Consider the following 16,245-nt stretch of genomic DNA (forward strand, 5'->3'; position numbering starts at 1 on the left):
GATAGAGAGGAAAGATGAGTACTTTAGCAGAAATAGAAGCGCTCTTGTTTGTGGCAGGTGAAGATGGGATTCGGGTTCGCCAGTTGGCTGAACTCCTCTCACTTCCACCGACAGGCATCCAACAGAGTTTAGAAAAATTAGCCCAGAAGTATGAAAAAGACCCAGATTCGAGCTTGTCCCTGATCGAGACAGGTGGCGCTTACAGATTGGTCACCAAGCCTCAATTTGCAGAGATTTTGAAGGAATACTCCAAGGCGCCCATCAACCAGAGCTTGTCTCGGGCTGCTCTTGAGACCTTGTCCATCATTGCCTACAAGCAGCCGATTACCCGAATTGAGATTGATGCTATTCGTGGGGTTAACTCGAGTGGAGCCTTGGCAAAGTTGCAGGCTTTTGAATTGATAAGAGAAGATGGGAAAAAAGAAGTGTTGGGTCGGCCCAACCTTTATGTGACTACGGATTATTTCCTAGATTACATGGGGATTAACCATTTGGAAGAATTACCAGTGATTGATGAGCTTGAGATTCAAGCCCAAGAAAGCCAATTATTTGGTGAAAGGATAGAAGAAGATGAGAATCAATAAGTATATTGCCCACGCAGGTGTGGCCAGTAGGAGAAAAGCAGAAGAGTTGATCAAGCAAGGTTTGGTGACAGTTAACGGTCAAGTGGTGCGTGAACTCGCAACGACCATCAAGTCTGGTGACAAGGTCGAAGTGGAAGGTCAACCTATCTACAACGAAGAAAAGGTTTACTATCTGCTTAATAAACCACGCGGTGTGATTTCCAGTGTGACAGATGACAAGGGCCGCAAGACTGTTGTGGACCTCTTGCCCAATGTCAAAGAGCGCATCTACCCAGTTGGACGTTTGGACTGGGATACATCAGGTGTCTTGATTTTGACCAATGATGGGGACTTTACGGATGAGATGATTCACCCCCGTAATGAGATTGACAAAGTCTATGTCGCGCGTGTTAAAGGTGTGGCTAATAAGGAAAATCTCCGCCCCTTGACCCGCGGTCTTGAGATTGATGGCAAGAAAACTAAGCCAGCTGTTTATGAAATTCTCAAAGTGGATCCAGTCAAAAACCGCTCTGTGGTACAGTTGACTATCCATGAGGGGCGTAATCATCAGGTTAAAAAGATGTTTGAAGCCGTCGGTCTGCAAGTGGATAAACTGTCTCGGACACGTTTCGGACACCTAGACTTGACAGGTCTTCGTCCAGGAGAATCTCGTCGTCTTAATAAAAAAGAAATCAGCCAACTACACACCATGGCAGTAACCAAGAAATAATGAAACGAATCTTAATAGCGCCAGTACGCTTTTACCAACGTTTTATCTCACCAGCCTTTCCACCCTCTTGTCGCTTTGAGCCGACTTGTTCCAACTACATGATTCAGGCTATTGAGAAACATGGCTTCAAGGGTGTTCTGATGGGCTTGGCTCGAATTTTCCGATGCCATCCTTGGTCGCCAATAGGTAAAGATCCTGTCCCAGACCACTTTTCTCTCAGACGAAATCAAGAAAAAAAGTAACCCAACATCACCTGATGTTGGGTTTTCTTGTTTATTTCAAAGCTTTTTGAGCATCTTCAATCATGAGTTTAGTTGATTCAAGACCGCCACCACTTAGATACCAGAGGTCTGGTGTTAGTTGGATGATTTTACCATTTTTAGCGGCAGGGGTTTCAGCGATGAGGGCATTTTCTAGGACGCCATCGTTGCTTGAGTTGTCCCCACCAATGGCAAGGGTACGGTTGATGACAAAGAGGATGTCAGGATTGATTTCTTTCACACTTTCAAAGCTGACTTCTTGTCCGTGTCGAGAGTCTTCAAATTGAGTATCAGTTGGCTTGAATTTCAAGGTTTGATACAAGAAAGAGAAACGAGATTGGGCACCAAAGGCAGCCATTTTTCCTTCATTGAGGAGGATAGCAAGGGCTTTTTTGTCAGAACTTTCGTTTTTAGTAGCGACTTCTTGGATGCTCTTGTCCAGGTTAGCCAATTCTTCTTTGGCTTTCTGTGTACCTGTTTCGCCAAAGGCGCTTGCTAGGGATTCGATGTTGGCTTTGGTAGAAGTCCAGTAGTCGTCCTTGCTTGCTTGGAAGAGCACGGTTGGAGCAATTTCTTTGAACTTGTCTACGAATTTTTGGGTACGTGGTGAAGCGATAATTAGGTCTGGTTCAAGAGCAGCGATGGCTTCTAGGTCTGGCTCAACCATAGAACCAACATTGTTGACATTTCCTGCAAGATCTTTTAGGTAAGTCGGAACAGTTTTTGTAGGCATTCCGACGATATTCTTTTCAAAACCTAAAGCGCGAATAGTATCCGCAGCACCGAGGTCAAAAGTCACAATCTTTTCAGGAACCTTTGAAAGTTTGACCTCATCTAGTGAACTTTTAATAGTTATCTCTGTTGGAGCAGAGCTACTTGTCTCTGTCTGGCTAGTGCTTGAGTTTGTATTTGTACTACATGCACCAAGTAAGAGCAAGAAGCTGACAGCTAGGGCAGTGAGATAAAGTTTAAGGGATGTTTTCATGATTTCTCCTTTTTAAAATATAGTAACGATGTAGGGGGTCTCTTAAATAGGTTTGTTAGCTAAGAGACAGAGGGTTCTCTAACATGAGTTCAGAATAGCTAGCTATAGATACAGATCTTTTTGCCATTGATATCAGCCAGTGTGATGGGAATCTCATAAAGTTGACTGAGCAGGTCAGCCTGCATGATTTGAGCAGTCGTTCCCTTGCAAAAGACTTGGCCGTCTTTAAAGGCAACAATTTCATCCGCATACTGGCTAGCCATGTTGATATCGTGGAGGACGATGATAATGGTTTTGCCAAGTTCCTCCACCAGTCGCCGAAGGATCTGCATCATGCTGACACTTTGCTTGATATCGAGATTATTTAGTGGTTCGTCCAGCAAGATAAAGTCTGTATCCTGGGCTAGTACCATGGCGATAAAGACACGTTGGAGCTGTCCGCCAGACAGACTATCGATGTAGCGGTCTTTTAAGTTTGTCAGTTCCAGATAGTCCAGAGTTTCTCGGATTTTTCCCCAGTCTTCTGCCCTCAGTCGACCACGGCTGTAGGGAAAACGTCCAAAGCTGACCAATTCTTCTACAGTCAATTTGGCTTGGTAATTGATCTTCTGCTTTAGGATGGTGAGTTCTTTGGCCAGTTCTTGCGAATTCCAACTCTCGATTTCACGGCCTTTGATACTGAGAATTCCCTGATCCTTCTTGGTCAGTCTGCTCATGATGGAGAGAGGAGTTGATTTTCCAGCACCATTTGGACCAATAAAGGCTGTCAGTTTCTGAGGACTGACTTCAAGCGAAATGTCTTGCAAAATATCCTGTTTTTGAATGGATTTGTCAATGTTTTCCAGTTTCACCGACGCGCCCTCCTGTAAAGTAAAATAAAGAATAAGAGACCACCCACACTCTCGATGATCATGCTGATGCGAATTTCCAGAGCAAAGACTCGTTCGATAAGGGCTTGCCCCAAGGTCAAACTAACAAATCCAATCAGAATGGCTAGGATAAAGAGCAACTTGTGCCGATAATCTTTGACAATCAGGTAAGTGAGATTGGCCAGCATAAAGCCGAAGAAGGCCATAGGCCCTACCAAGGCAGTCGCTGTTGAGGTTAAAAGCACGATGCCCCAGAGGAGCTCTTTCTGTTCTTTTTCAACATCGAGTCCCAGTATCTGAGCCGTTTCTCTTTGCAGGTGCAAGACATCCAGAACGACTGCTTTTCGAAAGAAAAAGATTGTCAAGGCGAGGATGATCAGAGAACTGATGGCTAGGATGGAAGTGTTGAGATGCTGAAAGGAGGCAAAGAGACTGTTCTGCAGTTTATCGTATTCATTTGGATCCATCAGGACTTGGAGGAAGGTACTGATATTTCGAAAGAGACTTCCGAGCGCTAGACAGATTAGCAGAATGAAAACCAAATTTTGCTTCATCAGCGTCTTCAAGTAGCCTTGTAAGGCGAGAAAAAAGAGGGATTGAAGCAGAAGCAAGACTAGAAATTCTAAGATAGGAGACTTTCCAAGCTGTAGAAATTTGCTTTCAAATATCAGTAGCAGGGTCTGTAGCAGGACATAGAAGGATTCGATTCCCAAAATACTTGGCGTCAGAAAGCGATTTTCCGTCAGGGTTTGAAAACTAATGGTCGAAATCCCTGTCGCGATGGCTACCAAGAGATAAACGATGATTTTTTGGGAACGCAGCTTCCAGGCAAAGACAGACAGGTTAGTGATAGGCCAAAAGTAGAGGAGACAAGCTCCGATGGCCAGGATAATGAGAAGGCTGAAGAGTTTGGTATGTTTGCTTTTAAACTGCATCCTTTTGTCCTCCTCTCCAGAGAAGTAGGATAAAGACGAGGCTACCGATGATTCCTAGAATGAGACTGACAGACAGCTCATAGGGCCGAATCAAGACTCGAGAGAGGATATCGCAGGCCAAAACCAGATTGGCACCGACCAGAGCAACCATGAGTTTGGTTTGACTCAGATTATCTCCATAGCGCTTGCGGACAAGATTGGGAACGATGACCCCGAGAAATGGCAAGGCACCCACGGTAATCATGGTGACACTTGTCGTTAGTGCCACTAGAAAAAGGGCCAGTTTTTCAAGTAGAGAGTAAGAAATCCCCAAACTTTCACTAGTTTCCTTGCCCAGATTCATGATGGTGAAGGTTTGGGATAATTTCCAAACGGCTATCAGGATAATGAGGCCTAAGAAGAGCCACTCATACTGATGGGTCTGAATCATGGAGAAGGAGCCCTGGGTCCAGGCCGTCATACTCTGAACCAGATTGAAACGATAGGCGATAACTTCTGTGACAGAACCGATAATCCCACTATAGATGATCCCGATCAAGGGCAACATCCACCTTTCCTTTATAGAAAAAATAGTCATAAAGGCCAGGAAGAAGAGGGTAAATAAAATGGATGAGCCAAAAGCAAAGAGCATCTTTTGGGTCAGACTCGCAGATGGAAAGACAAAGAGGCTCAACACCATTCCCAGTTTGGCGGCTTCGGTCGTTCCGACAGTACTCGGAGCAGCAAACTGATTTTGAGTGATGGTCTGCATGAGGAGCCCTGCCATGCTCATACTAGAGGCTGTCAGAAGAATGCTGATGGTTCTTGGAAGACGCGATTCTTGAAAGAGAAGCCAAGTCTGTTGGTCAAAAGCAAAGAATTTTTCCCAAGAAAAATCACTGGTTCCAATGGTGATGGAAAGAAAGACTAGGAGTAGAAGTAAGCCAGTTAAATAATGAGAAAGTTTCATACCCCGTCCTTTCATGTATATTTTGTATCGAAAGATACCTGCGGATATAAATGTAACATGATTTCTTTAATCTGTCAATAAATTTTCTGACAATTTAATGTAAAAAGAAAGAAAAATTTCTGAAATTACATCTGCCCCTCTCTTTTATAGGATAAACTAGTAAAAACTAATCCAATTTCCCACTATCCTTCTCCTATAAAAAGTGGTAAAATGGAGGACAGAAAGAAGGAACTGATATGACAACATTATTTTCAAAAATCAAAGAAGTAACAGAGCTTGCTGCGATCTCAGGTCATGAAGCACCTGTCCGGACTTATCTTCGTGAGAAGTTGACACCGCACGTGGATGAAGTAGTGACAGATGGCTTGGGTGGTATTTTTGGTATCAAGCATTCAGAAGCTGCGGATGCGCCACGCGTCTTGGTCGCTTCTCACATGGACGAAGTTGGTTTTATGGTCAGCGAAATTAAACCAGATGGTACCTTCCGTGTCGTTGAAATCGGTGGCTGGAACCCTATGGTGGTCAGCAGTCAACGCTTTAAACTCTTTACTCGTGACGGTCGTGAAATTCCCGTGATCTCAGGTTCTGTTCCTCCACATTTGACACGTGGAACAGGTGGGCCAACCATGCCAGCTATTTCAGATATCATTTTTGATGGTGGTTTTGCGGACAAGGCTGAGGCAGAAAGCTTTGGTATCCGTCCAGGTGACACCATTGTCCCTGATAGCTCTGCTATCTTGACAGCCAATGAAAAAAATATCATCTCAAAAGCTTGGGACAATCGCTACGGTGTCCTCATGGTAAGCGAGCTAGCAGAAGCCTTGTCAGGTCAAAAACTGGGAAATGAACTCTATCTTGGCTCTAACGTCCAAGAAGAGGTTGGTCTGCGTGGTGCTCATACATCTACAACTAAGTTTGACCCAGAAGTTTTCCTAGCCGTTGACTGCTCACCTGCTGGTGATGTTTATGGTGGCCAAGGCAAGATTGGGGATGGAACTTTGATTCGCTTCTACGATCCAGGTCACTTGCTTCTCCCAGGAATGAAGGATTTCCTTTTGACAACGGCTGAAGAAGCGGGTATCAAGTACCAATACTACTGTGGAAAAGGTGGAACGGACGCTGGAGCAGCTCATCTGAAAAATGGTGGTGTCCCATCAACAACCATCGGTGTCTGCGCTCGTTATATCCACTCTCACCAAACCCTCTACGCTATGGATGACTTCCTAGAAGCTCAAGCCTTCTTGCAAGCCTTGGTGAAAAAATTGGATCGTTCAACGGTTGATTTGATTAAAAATTATTAAGCATAAGGGAGGTGATTAGGATGGCAGAACCAAACCTAGAAAGCCTTATAAGAGATCTCTACAACCATGCTCGTCAGGGTTTGAGTGAAGATTTAGTTGCTGCTCTCCTAGAGACTGCTAAAAAACTACCAACTACAAATGAGCAATTATTAGCAGTCCGACTCTCAGGACTTGTCAATCGTGAATTGCTCATCAATCCCAAACATCCAGCACCTGAATTGATCAACTTGGCGCGCTTTATCAAAAGAGAAGAGGCTAAGTACAGGGGCACGGCAGTTTCTGCTATCATGTTTGGTGAACTCTTTAAGATGCTTTGATTCCATTGTGAATCAAAGCATTTTTATATGCTCCGAAAGAAATTCTTAATGAGGAGACGAAAAAAACCATCCCATTCAGGATAGCTTCTTGTTTATTAGATTTGTTCAGCGATGACCTTTTCAGCTAGGTTCATAGCATGGTCAGATACACGAGTGTAGTGGGAAATGATGTCGATAAAGTTGACTCCAGCTTGTGTAGAACACTCACCTTTGTTAAGGCGTTTGATGTGGGTCTTTCTGAGAACGCGTTCCATATTGTTGATTTCTTTATGGCGTTCAATCAGACTTTGAGCTTTTTCAATATCATTGTTTTCTACACTATCAAGGGCATCCTTGATGAATGCGGTTGTTGCTTGATAAATCTCAGCTAATTCCTCTAAAGCAGCATCAGAAAATTGAACATTCTTACGTTGGAGGTAGTCTGTTAGGTTGAGCAAGCCTTCTGCGTGGTCCCCAATCCGTTCCAAATCACGAGACGAATCCAGGATGTTAGTCAAGACTTCGCTTTCCTTTTGACTCAAGGATTCGCTTGAGAGTCTGATGAGGTAACGAGTGAGTTTTTCATCGATGGTGTTGATGGCTTCCTCTGTCTTGTGCCCTTTTTCAGCTACCTTTTCATCCAAACCGATGATATAGGTATAAGAAAGGTCAAAAGCTTTGGCTGCATAGTTCCCCAAGTGCAAGAGTTCTTTTTTGGCATTTCCTAGAGCGATAGAAGGAGATTGCTGGATAAGTTGCTCGTCGAGATAGAGGGGCTCGTACTTGACAACCTCGTCTTCACCAGGGATGAGCTTGGTTACAAAGTAGGCCAAGGCTCCGATGAATGGAAATTGTACAATGGTGTTACTTACGTTAAAGGCACCGTGAGAGAAGGCGATGGTCATCTCAGGTGAGAGGTGAAGGAGTGCCTGGAAGTACTCGATCATAGCAGTAAAGGGGCCTAATAGGATTAAGCAAAGAATAGTTCCTAAAACGTTAAAGGTAACGTGGGTTGCAGCAACGCGTTTCGCTGAGACATTGGCTCCAGCTGCTGCGATGATCACGGTTAGGGTTGTCCCGATATTATCCCCGAAGAGAACTGGTAGTGAACCTTTAAGGTCAAGGAACCCACCTGCATAGAGGCCTTGCAAAATCCCGATTGTAGCCGAGGAAGCCTGGATGAGGACGGTAATCACTGCACCAGCTACCACTCCTAAAATAGGATTTTGTCCCAAGGTTACCATATATTCCTTGAATTGTGGTAAATCTTTAAGTGGGCTCATACCGGCACTGATGAGGTTAAGGGCGTAGAAGATTCCCCCGACACCAAACAGGATGCGCCCGATATTGTTTGCTGTTCTGTTTTTTGTGAAGAAGAGGAACATGGTTCCAAGGAAAATCAAGGGTAAAGCATACTCGCCAAGCTTGAAACCGATGATAAAGGAAGTAACGGTGGTTCCGATGTTGGCTCCCATGATAATTCCGATAGCCTGTCTAAGAGTGAGAAGACTAGCGCTGACCAGCCCAACCGTGATAACTGTAACCCCTGTACTTGACTGAATGAGGGCAGTCACGACAATCCCGACTAGAACACCTAAAAAGGGATTGCTAGTGTACTTGTCAATGTAAAAACGAAGGCGATCTCCAGCAGCTTGTTGCAAACCGTCTCCCATGGTCTTGATACTGTATAAAAACAGTCCTAGGCCTCCTAAAAAGTGAAATAAAATTTCCTGCCAATTAATGGACATTTCTTTTTCCTCCGGAAAATAATAACGGAATTTCTCCTATTCTATTTTAAAGGATAAAAGTAAATCTCACAAGTGTTTAGCTGAAATTTTCATAAGAAACAAGAACTTTCTTTTAAAATGAGAGATAGATTCCCTTTAAGATAGATGATTTATAGGATTGTGTCCAAATTTTACTGATTATTATCCTAGTTATAGTTTTTATGTTAAATAGATTGACATCGCTTTCATATAGGATAAAATGAAGATGATCCTGTTCTGGTGGTGTGCACTGAGAACAGTTACTTTTTATCAAAAAGTAAAGCGCTTATATGTTAGGAAGAAGAGAGAAGACTAATCAGATTTACGAATCTTGGATTTTCTCATAAAAATTAAAAACAAGGTTTGACTGTAGATTAGTCAGACCTTGTTTTAACTAGTTTTTCTTTCAATTATTAGTTATTTGGCAAGGTTTTTCTAGATTTTATTTAAAAAAATGCTAGTTTCAATTATAAGAAAGAACTAGAAAAGTTTAGGGTTTTTCTATCTCTTTTGCTGATTTTGTGATATAATTAACACGTATAAAAAAAGAAGGAGTCATATCTAATGGCAAAATTGACTGTTAAAGACGTTGACTTGAAAGGGAAAAAAGTTCTCGTTCGTGTTGACTTCAACGTACCTGTTAAAGATGGCGTGATTACCAATGACAACCGTATCACTGCAGCTCTTCCAACTATCAAGTACATCCTTGAACAAGGTGGACGTGCAATCCTCTTCTCTCACCTTGGGCGTGTAAAAGAAGAAGCAGACAAAGAAGGTAAATCACTTGCTCCTGTAGCTGCTGACTTGGCTGCTAAATTGGGACAAGAAGTTAAATTTATCCCAGGTGTTACACGTGGTGCTGAATTGGAAGCTGCTGTTAACGCTCTTGAAGATGGACAAGTTCTCTTGGTTGAAAACACTCGTTACGAAGATGTTGATGGCAAGAAAGAATCTAAAAACGATCCTGAACTTGGTAAATACTGGGCATCACTTGGAGATGGTATCTTCGTAAACGATGCATTCGGTACAGCTCACCGTGCACACGCATCTAACGTTGGTATCTCAGCAAACGTTGAAAAAGCTGTTGCTGGATTCCTTCTTGAAAATGAAATTGCCTACATCCAAGAAGCAGTTGAAGCTCCAGAACGTCCATTCGTAGCGATTCTTGGTGGTTCAAAAGTTTCAGACAAGATCGGTGTTATCGAAAACTTGCTTGAAAAAGCTGATAAAGTTCTTATCGGTGGTGGGATGACTTACACATTCTACAAAGCTCAAGGTATCGAAATCGGTAACTCACTTGTAGAAGAAGACAAATTGGATGTTGCAAAAGCTCTTCTTGAAAAAGCAAACGGTAAATTGATCTTGCCAGTTGACTCAAAAGAAGCAAACGCATTTGCTGACTACACTGAAGTGAAAGACACTGAAGGTGAAGCAGTAGACCCAGGTTTCCTTGGTTTGGATATCGGTCCAAAATCTATCGCTAAATTTGACGAAGCTTTGACTGGTGCGAAAACAGTTGTATGGAACGGACCTATGGGTGTGTTTGAAAACCCTGACTTCCAAGCTGGTACAATCGGTGTCATGGATGCTATCGTGAAACAACCAGGTGTTAAATCAATCATCGGTGGTGGTGACTCAGCTGCCGCAGCCATCAACCTTGGCCGTGCAGACAAGTTCTCATGGATCTCTACTGGTGGTGGAGCATCAATGGAACTCCTTGAAGGTAAAGTATTGCCAGGACTTGCAGCTTTGACTGAAAAATAAGCTTTCTTAGATGAAATCGTAGAAAAGAGGAACTCTGTTTCCTCTTTTTTATAGCCCTAAATTAAAAACGCTTCCTATTGATTTTCACTCATAAAATCAACTAATTTATGTTAAAATGGTAGTAGAAAGTTGAGATTATGAGTTATTTTAAAAAATATAAATTTGATAAGTCACAGTTCAAGCTTGGTATGCGAACCTTCAAAACAGGGATTGCCGTATTTATAGTTCTCTTGATTTTTGGTTTTTTTGGCTGGAAGGGGCTTCAAATCGGAGCACTAACAGCGGTCTTCAGTTTACGAGAGAGCTTTGATAAGAGTGTCCATTTTGGAACTTCGCGTATCTTAGGAAATAGCATCGGAGGTTTTTACGCCCTTGTCTTTTTCCTCTTAAACACTTTATTTCATGGAGCCTTTTGGGTAACATTACTAGTTGTTCCAATTTGCACCATGTTAACCATTATGACAAATGTTGCCATGAACAACAAGGCAGGAGTTATCGGTGGCGTAGCGGCTATGTTGATTATTACCCTATCAATACCAAGCGGAGAAACATTTTTGTACGTGTTTGCGCGCGTATTTGAAACATTTATGGGAGTTTTTGTCGCAATCCTTGTAAATTATGATATTGAGCAACTGAAACTCTTTTGGGAGAAAAAAAGAAAATAATGTTACATTTTATAACATTATTCGTTGACGTTTATCTTTTTTTAGACTATAATAGACAGGAAGAAGGAAATTGTAAATGAAGGAAAGAGAATTTCGCCGAAATATGGCTGTTTTTCCTATCGGCAGTGTTATGAAATTGACCGATCTCTCGGCGCGTCAGATTCGTTATTATGAAGATCAAGAGTTGATCAAACCTGATCGAAACGAAGGGAACCGTCGCATGTATTCCTTGAATGACATGGATCGTCTACTTGAAATCAAAGATTATATCTCTGAAGGTCATAATATTGCTGCGATTAAGAAAAAATATGCTGAACGCGAGGCGAAGTCCAAGAAAGCCGTGAGTCAGACGGAAGTGCGTCGTGCACTTCACAATGAACTCCTCCAGCAGGGGCGCTTTGCTTCAGTACGGTCACCCTTTGGTCGCGGTTAGGCAATCGCAAGTAGTCATATATATATTAAGGAGAAAACCCATGCCAATCACAGCTGCAGATATTCGTCGTGAAGTCAAGGAAAAAAATGTTACCTTTATCCGTCTCATGTTTTCAGATATTCTGGGAACCATGAAAAACGTCGAAATTCCTGCTACAGATGAACAGTTAGATAAGGTCTTGTCAAACAAAGCCATGTTTGATGGATCTTCTATTGAAGGTTTTGTACGTATCAATGAGTCAGATATGTACTTGTACCCAGACTTGGATACATGGACTGTCTTCCCTTGGGGAGATGAAAATGGAAGTGTTGCAGGTTTGATCTGTGATGTCTATACAACAGAAGGCGAACCCTTTGCAGGTGACCCACGTGGTAATCTGAAGCGTGCACTTCGTCATATGGAAGAAGTAGGATTCAAATCTTTCAACCTTGGTCCAGAACCAGAATTCTTCCTATTTAAGTTGGATGAAAATGGGGATCCAACACTTGAAGTAAATGACAAGGGTGGCTACTTTGATTTGGCGCCTACTGACCTTGCAGACAATACACGTCGTGAAATCGTTAATGTCTTGACCAAAATGGGATTTGAAGTAGAAGCGAGTCACCACGAGGTTGCGGTTGGACAACATGAAATTGACTTCAAGTATGATGAAGTCCTCCGTGCCTGTGATAAGATTCAAATCTTTAAGCTCGTTGTTAAAACCATTGCTCGCAAACATGGCCTTTACGCAACCTTTATGGCTAAACCGAAATTTGGTATTGCTGGATCAGGTATGCACTGTAATATGTCCTTGTTTGATGCAGAAGGAAACAATGCCTTCTTTGATCCAAATGATCCAAAAGGAATGCAGTTGTCTGAAACGGCCTACCATTTCCTTGGTGGTTTGATCAAGCATGCTTACAACTATACTGCCATCATGAACCCAACGGTTAACTCATACAAACGTTTGGTTCCAGGTTATGAAGCACCTGTTTATATTGCTTGGGCTGGTCGTAACCGTTCACCACTTGTACGTGTGCCTGCTTCACGCGGTATGGGAACTCGTCTTGAGTTGCGTTCGGTGGACCCAATGGCAAACCCATACATCGCTATGGCTGTTCTTTTGGAAGTTGGTTTGCATGGTATTGAAAACAAAATCGAAGCACCAGCTCCTATCGAAGAAAATATCTACATCATGACAGCAGAAGAGCGTAAGGAAGCTGGCATTACAGACCTTCCATCAACTCTTCACAACGCCTTGAAAGCTTTGACTGAGGATGACGTGGTCAAGGCAGCCCTAGGTGAACATATCTACACTAGCTTCCTTGAAGCGAAACGTATCGAGTGGGCTAGCTATGCAACCTTTGTTTCACAATGGGAAGTTGATAATTATTTAGATCTTTATTAATATAGAAGAAAGATTGCCTGAGGGTGATCTTTTTTTGCATTTTATATCGAGATGTGATATAGTTTATATAACGAGGTGCGATATATCGAACTAAATAGGAGGTGGAGTTAAATGGAATTGACGGATAAGATTCGTCGGGTTTATCTTCCGATGACGGAAACAGGATTTTATATCTTGTTCTGTCTACAAAAGGAACGTCATGGTTATAGTATTACACAAAAGGTCAAGGAGATGACAGATTCACAAGTTTTGATTAGTCCTGGAACTATGTATGGAACCTTGTCAAAAATGGAAAAGGATGGCTTGATCTCCTTTGTCCGAGAGGAGGAAAAACGGAAAATCTATCAGATCACAGACTTGGGACGAAAGATTTTGGAGATTGAATTGAAACGTATTGAACGGCTCTATAGAAACAGTCGGGAGGAAGTATGATGGAAAAGAAGGTTGTATATCGGATATCTACAATTGCAGATTATGATAGAGAGGCCTTATACCTTGGGGAAATGCATGCTAAGGGCTGGAAACTTAAGGAAGTAAGCTACTCTAACTTAGTAGTTGCGGTTAAGTATACTTTTGAAAAGTGCCAACCGGAGCAGGTGTCTTATCAGTTGGACTTTTATCCCATGAAAAAATCAGAGAGAGCCTCCTATTTACAACTATTTAAAGACTGTGGCTGGGAGCATATTACAGACTTTAATAGTTTTTCCTATTTTAGAAAAGCACATTCTGAAATTGAATCGGATACTGAGTTTGAAATCTATAATGACGCTACAGGGAAGTTAGCTATGATCAAACGGATTTTAATAATGCGGATGCTTCCTATTTTGATTCTATTTTTAGCTCTACTACCGGTTTTCTCAAAGTTTGTCAGTGGAGCTAGTTCTTTCAGTTGGGGAATGTTTTTGATTGTCATAATAGATTGGATTTTATTGATAGTTTTTGCGATTCAGATTTCTTATATTTTTTGGAGCTTGTTTCAAAAGTGGAAAGAATTATCTGAAAAATAAAACCATGTATGTTTTCTGATTTGGAGGTAAGACAATGAATAGCAAAGTACAATTTCGGATTTTCACCATTGTTGATTTGGACAAGGAAGAAGAGTATTTGCGTGAGATGCACTTGAAAGGCTGGAGGTATAGAACTAGTCGTTTTGGTTTTTTCTATTTTGACCAATGTCAACCGGACGATGTCATCTACCATATCTATGATTCTAGATTTCTTAAAAAGTATAAGCATGAACTACAAGATTTTAGAAATAGCGGTTGGGAATTGATAGAAACAGGTTTTTGTTCGATTCTTCGTAAACCAACTTCTGATATACTTTCAGAGGAGAAAGTCTATATGAGTAAGGATCTTAGATGGGAAGTTATGCGGTCTAGACTTCGTTCCTGTATAGCCACTTTTTCAGGTGGTCTTGTTGTTTGCATGAGTTTGTATCGAGAAAACTTGTCTCAGTCTTTCTTTATTATTTTCGTTTTATATGCTTGTTCAATTTCTTATCTAATCTATGGTTTTTTCAGGCTTAAAAGGAAATACCAAGTAGATGAGAAGTAAGATTCTAGGTCTTCAGACTGATTTTTAGCACTCTTGGCAAAAGAGTGCTAATTTTTTGAGTTTTTGTCTTGACATTCTCTTCTAAGGGTGTATAATAGAATCATGAGTTAGCACTTGGGTACATAGAGTGCTAATCGATTGGACAGAGAGGAGTGATGAGATGGTTACAGAGCGTCAGCAGGATATTTTAAATCTGATTATTGACATCTTTACCAAAACGCACGAACCTGTCGGATCCAAGGCGCTACAAGAGTCTATCAATTCTAGTAGTGCTACCATTCGTAATGACATGGCGGCTTTAGAAAAGCAGGGTTTGCTTGAGAAGGCTCATACCTCAAGCGGTCGGATGCCAAGTATTGCTGGTTTTCAGTATTATGTGAAACACTCGCTGGCTTTTGACCGACTGGCTGAAAATGAGGTATACGAGGTTGTCAAAGCCTTTGATCAGGAATTCTTCAAATTGGAGGATATTCTGCAAGAGGCTGCTAATCTACTGACAGACCTGAGTGGCTGTACAGTAGTGGCGCTGGATGTTGAGCCAAGCAGGCAACGGTTGACAGCCTTTGATATCGTTGTTTTGGGACAACATACCGCCTTGGCAGTATTTACCCTAGACGAGTCCCGAACGGTTACTAGTCAATTTCTGATTCCAAGGAACTTCTTGCAGGAAGATTTGCTGAAACTGAAAAGCATCATTCAGGAACGTTTCCTCGGTCACACTGTTCTGGACATTCATTACAAGATTCGGACGGAGATTCCGCAGATTATCCAGCGTTACTTTACAACAACGGACAATGTCATGGATCTCTTTGAACACATTTTTAAAGAAATGTTCAACGAAAACATTGTGGTATCGGGCAAAGTCAATCTCTTGAATTTTGCCAATCTAGCAGCCTATCAGTTCTTTGACCAACCACAAAAAGTGGCTCTGGAGATTCGTGAAGGTTTGCATGAAGATCAAATGCAAAATGTCCGTGTTGCAGACAGTCAGGAATCCTGTCTAGCTGATTTGGCGGTGATTAGCAGTAAGTTCCTCATTCCTTATCGAGGTTTTGGAATTCTAGCGATTATCGGTCCAGTCAATCTAGATTATCAGCAATTGGTCAACCAAGTCAATGTGGTCAATCGTGTTTTGACCATGAAGTTGACGGATTTTTATCGCTACCTCAGCAGTAATCATTACGAAGTAAATTAATTTTGAAATCATTAAAGGAGGCGAAAATGGCTCAAGATAAAAAAAACGAAGAAATGAAAGAAGAGGAAGTTGTGGAAACAACTGAAGAAACAACTCCTGAGAAGTCTGAGTTGGACTTGGCAAATGAACGCGCGGATGAGTTTGAAAATAAATACCTTCGCGCTCATGCAGAAATGCAAAATATTCAACGCCGTGCCAATGAAGAACGTCAAAACTTGCAACGTTATCGTAGCCAAGACTTGGCAAAAGCAATTTTACCGTCGCTTGACAACTTAGAACGTGCACTAGCAGTTGAAGGTTTGACTGACGATGTCAAAAAAGGATTGGAGATGGTGCAAGAGAGTTTGATTCACGCTTTGAAAGAAGAAGGAATCGAAGAAATCGCAGCTGACGGCGAATTTGACCATAACTATCACATGGCCATCCAAACTCTCCCAGCAGACGATGAACACCCAGCAGACACCATCGCCCAAGTCTTCCAAAAGGGCTACAAACTCCATGACCGCATCCTACGCCCAGCAATGGTAGTTGTCTACAACTAGGCAATTCTGACGGTTGCAACATACATAATAGAAAACTTGTCCGAAACGACA

Annotated in this window: 19 protein-coding genes; 14 read left to right on the forward strand and 5 right to left on the reverse strand. The window is 42.0% G+C overall.

Annotation, left to right across the window (positions count from 1 at the left end; genetic code table 11):
• The first annotated feature begins 14 nt into the window (after positions 1-14).
• Genes scpB through yidD form a run of 3 tightly spaced genes read left to right on the forward strand, consistent with a single transcriptional unit; the run spans position 15 to position 1,535 of the window.
• Positions 15-584 carry an SMC-Scp complex subunit ScpB gene (gene scpB, locus TZ92_RS02290; RefSeq protein ID WP_033629341.1) on the forward strand — a complete coding sequence of 190 codons (570 nt, stop codon included), beginning with the start codon at positions 15-17 and terminating at the stop codon, positions 582-584.
• Positions 571-1,293, forward strand: a complete 723-nt coding sequence (locus TZ92_RS02295; RefSeq protein WP_001222230.1) for a pseudouridine synthase — start codon at positions 571-573, stop codon at positions 1,291-1,293. The genes scpB and TZ92_RS02295 overlap by 14 nt, the downstream gene beginning before the upstream one ends.
• On the forward strand, positions 1,293-1,535 hold the full coding sequence (gene yidD, locus TZ92_RS02300; protein WP_000821619.1) for a membrane protein insertion efficiency factor YidD: 243 nt from the start codon (positions 1,293-1,295) through the stop codon (positions 1,533-1,535). Before TZ92_RS02295 ends, yidD begins: the two co-directional genes overlap by 1 nt.
• Positions 1,536-1,566: 31 nt before the next feature.
• Here the strand turns inward: yidD and TZ92_RS02305 are convergent, their stop codons facing one another.
• The 4 genes from TZ92_RS02305 to TZ92_RS02320 all read right to left on the reverse strand — a co-directional run bounded on the left by TZ92_RS02305 (position 1,567) and on the right by TZ92_RS02320 (position 5,291).
• Positions 1,567-2,538 carry a siderophore ABC transporter substrate-binding protein gene (locus TZ92_RS02305; RefSeq protein WP_033629342.1) on the reverse strand — a complete coding sequence of 324 codons (972 nt, stop codon included), beginning with the start codon at positions 2,536-2,538 and terminating at the stop codon, positions 1,567-1,569.
• A 98-nt stretch (positions 2,539-2,636) separates the two neighbouring features.
• A complete protein-coding gene (locus TZ92_RS02310; protein WP_033629343.1) occupies positions 2,637-3,389 on the reverse strand; it encodes an iron ABC transporter ATP-binding protein in 753 nt (250 codons plus the stop codon).
• The gene (locus TZ92_RS02315) at positions 3,386-4,342 is read right to left on the reverse strand and encodes an iron chelate uptake ABC transporter family permease subunit (protein WP_033629344.1); all 957 of its coding nucleotides are present in this window, start codon (positions 4,340-4,342) and stop codon (positions 3,386-3,388) included. The genes TZ92_RS02310 and TZ92_RS02315 overlap by 4 nt, the downstream gene beginning before the upstream one ends.
• Entirely contained in the window at positions 4,332-5,291 is a 960-nt protein-coding gene (locus tag TZ92_RS02320; RefSeq protein ID WP_033629345.1) for an ABC transporter permease, read from the reverse strand. Before TZ92_RS02320 ends, TZ92_RS02315 begins: the two co-directional genes overlap by 11 nt.
• Positions 5,292-5,527: 236 nt before the next feature.
• Between TZ92_RS02320 and pepA the strand changes: the two genes are divergently transcribed.
• Positions 5,528-6,592, forward strand: coding sequence for a glutamyl aminopeptidase (gene pepA, locus TZ92_RS02325; protein WP_033629346.1), 1,065 nt, complete (start codon positions 5,528-5,530; stop codon positions 6,590-6,592).
• A 20-nt stretch (positions 6,593-6,612) separates the two neighbouring features.
• Positions 6,613-6,909 (forward strand): bacteriocin immunity family protein, encoded by a 297-nt coding sequence (locus tag TZ92_RS02330; protein ID WP_000840143.1) that lies wholly within the window; start codon positions 6,613-6,615, stop codon positions 6,907-6,909.
• Positions 6,910-7,004: 95 nt separating this feature from the next.
• Here the strand turns inward: TZ92_RS02330 and TZ92_RS02335 are convergent, their stop codons facing one another.
• Positions 7,005-8,636 carry a Na/Pi cotransporter family protein gene (locus TZ92_RS02335; protein WP_000026662.1) on the reverse strand — a complete coding sequence of 544 codons (1,632 nt, stop codon included), beginning with the start codon at positions 8,634-8,636 and terminating at the stop codon, positions 7,005-7,007.
• Between the two features lie 582 nt (positions 8,637-9,218).
• On the opposite strand from TZ92_RS02335, the gene TZ92_RS02340 reads away from it, so the two are divergent.
• From TZ92_RS02340 to grpE, 9 genes are all read left to right on the forward strand, one after another.
• Complete coding sequence (locus TZ92_RS02340) at positions 9,219-10,418, forward strand: phosphoglycerate kinase (protein ID WP_001096773.1); 1,200 nt, start codon at positions 9,219-9,221, stop codon at positions 10,416-10,418.
• 137 nt (positions 10,419-10,555) lie between these two features.
• On the forward strand, positions 10,556-11,083 hold the full coding sequence (locus TZ92_RS02345) for an FUSC family protein (protein ID WP_000119887.1): 528 nt from the start codon (positions 10,556-10,558) through the stop codon (positions 11,081-11,083).
• Between the two features lie 76 nt (positions 11,084-11,159).
• A complete protein-coding gene (gene glnR, locus TZ92_RS02350) occupies positions 11,160-11,516 on the forward strand; it encodes a transcriptional repressor GlnR (protein WP_000664333.1) in 357 nt (118 codons plus the stop codon).
• 40 nt (positions 11,517-11,556) lie between these two features.
• Complete coding sequence (gene glnA, locus TZ92_RS02355) at positions 11,557-12,903, forward strand: type I glutamate--ammonia ligase (protein ID WP_001122883.1); 1,347 nt, start codon at positions 11,557-11,559, stop codon at positions 12,901-12,903.
• A 111-nt stretch (positions 12,904-13,014) separates the two neighbouring features.
• Entirely contained in the window at positions 13,015-13,335 is a 321-nt protein-coding gene (locus tag TZ92_RS02360) for a PadR family transcriptional regulator (protein WP_033629347.1), read from the forward strand.
• Positions 13,335-13,910 (forward strand): DUF2812 domain-containing protein, encoded by a 576-nt coding sequence (locus tag TZ92_RS02365; RefSeq protein ID WP_033629349.1) that lies wholly within the window; start codon positions 13,335-13,337, stop codon positions 13,908-13,910. The genes TZ92_RS02360 and TZ92_RS02365 overlap by 1 nt, the downstream gene beginning before the upstream one ends.
• 34 nt (positions 13,911-13,944) lie before the next feature.
• Complete coding sequence (locus tag TZ92_RS02370) at positions 13,945-14,457, forward strand: DUF2812 domain-containing protein (RefSeq protein WP_033629350.1); 513 nt, start codon at positions 13,945-13,947, stop codon at positions 14,455-14,457.
• Between the two features lie 160 nt (positions 14,458-14,617).
• On the forward strand, positions 14,618-15,652 hold the full coding sequence (gene hrcA, locus TZ92_RS02375) for a heat-inducible transcriptional repressor HrcA (RefSeq protein ID WP_033629352.1): 1,035 nt from the start codon (positions 14,618-14,620) through the stop codon (positions 15,650-15,652).
• A gap of 26 nt (positions 15,653-15,678) precedes the next feature.
• On the forward strand, positions 15,679-16,194 hold the full coding sequence (gene grpE, locus TZ92_RS02380; protein ID WP_000046057.1) for a nucleotide exchange factor GrpE: 516 nt from the start codon (positions 15,679-15,681) through the stop codon (positions 16,192-16,194).
• Positions 16,195-16,245 lie beyond the last annotated feature (51 nt).

The sequence above is a fragment of the Streptococcus oralis subsp. oralis genome (genome assembly GCF_000960035.1).
Lineage (GTDB): Bacteria > Bacillota > Bacilli > Lactobacillales > Streptococcaceae > Streptococcus > Streptococcus oralis_G.

Coding starts and splice junctions, on each gene's coding strand:
- scpB (WP_033629341.1), top strand. CDS start 15: ATGAGTACTTTAGCAGAAATAGAAGCGCTCTTGTTTGTGGCAGGTGAA.
- TZ92_RS02295 (WP_001222230.1), top strand. CDS start 571: ATGAGAATCAATAAGTATATTGCCCACGCAGGTGTGGCCAGTAGGAGA.
- yidD (WP_000821619.1), top strand. CDS start 1,293: ATGAAACGAATCTTAATAGCGCCAGTACGCTTTTACCAACGTTTTATC.
- TZ92_RS02305 (WP_033629342.1), bottom strand. CDS start 2,538: ATGAAAACATCCCTTAAACTTTATCTCACTGCCCTAGCTGTCAGCTTC.
- TZ92_RS02315 (WP_033629344.1), bottom strand. CDS start 4,342: ATGCAGTTTAAAAGCAAACATACCAAACTCTTCAGCCTTCTCATTATC.
- TZ92_RS02320 (WP_033629345.1), bottom strand. CDS start 5,291: ATGAAACTTTCTCATTATTTAACTGGCTTACTTCTACTCCTAGTCTTT.
- pepA (WP_033629346.1), top strand. CDS start 5,528: ATGACAACATTATTTTCAAAAATCAAAGAAGTAACAGAGCTTGCTGCG.
- TZ92_RS02330 (WP_000840143.1), top strand. CDS start 6,613: ATGGCAGAACCAAACCTAGAAAGCCTTATAAGAGATCTCTACAACCAT.
- TZ92_RS02335 (WP_000026662.1), bottom strand. CDS start 8,636: ATGTCCATTAATTGGCAGGAAATTTTATTTCACTTTTTAGGAGGCCTA.
- TZ92_RS02340 (WP_001096773.1), top strand. CDS start 9,219: ATGGCAAAATTGACTGTTAAAGACGTTGACTTGAAAGGGAAAAAAGTT.
- TZ92_RS02345 (WP_000119887.1), top strand. CDS start 10,556: ATGAGTTATTTTAAAAAATATAAATTTGATAAGTCACAGTTCAAGCTT.
- glnR (WP_000664333.1), top strand. CDS start 11,160: ATGAAGGAAAGAGAATTTCGCCGAAATATGGCTGTTTTTCCTATCGGC.
- glnA (WP_001122883.1), top strand. CDS start 11,557: ATGCCAATCACAGCTGCAGATATTCGTCGTGAAGTCAAGGAAAAAAAT.
- TZ92_RS02360 (WP_033629347.1), top strand. CDS start 13,015: ATGGAATTGACGGATAAGATTCGTCGGGTTTATCTTCCGATGACGGAA.
- TZ92_RS02365 (WP_033629349.1), top strand. CDS start 13,335: ATGGAAAAGAAGGTTGTATATCGGATATCTACAATTGCAGATTATGAT.
- TZ92_RS02370 (WP_033629350.1), top strand. CDS start 13,945: ATGAATAGCAAAGTACAATTTCGGATTTTCACCATTGTTGATTTGGAC.
- hrcA (WP_033629352.1), top strand. CDS start 14,618: ATGGTTACAGAGCGTCAGCAGGATATTTTAAATCTGATTATTGACATC.
- grpE (WP_000046057.1), top strand. CDS start 15,679: ATGGCTCAAGATAAAAAAAACGAAGAAATGAAAGAAGAGGAAGTTGTG.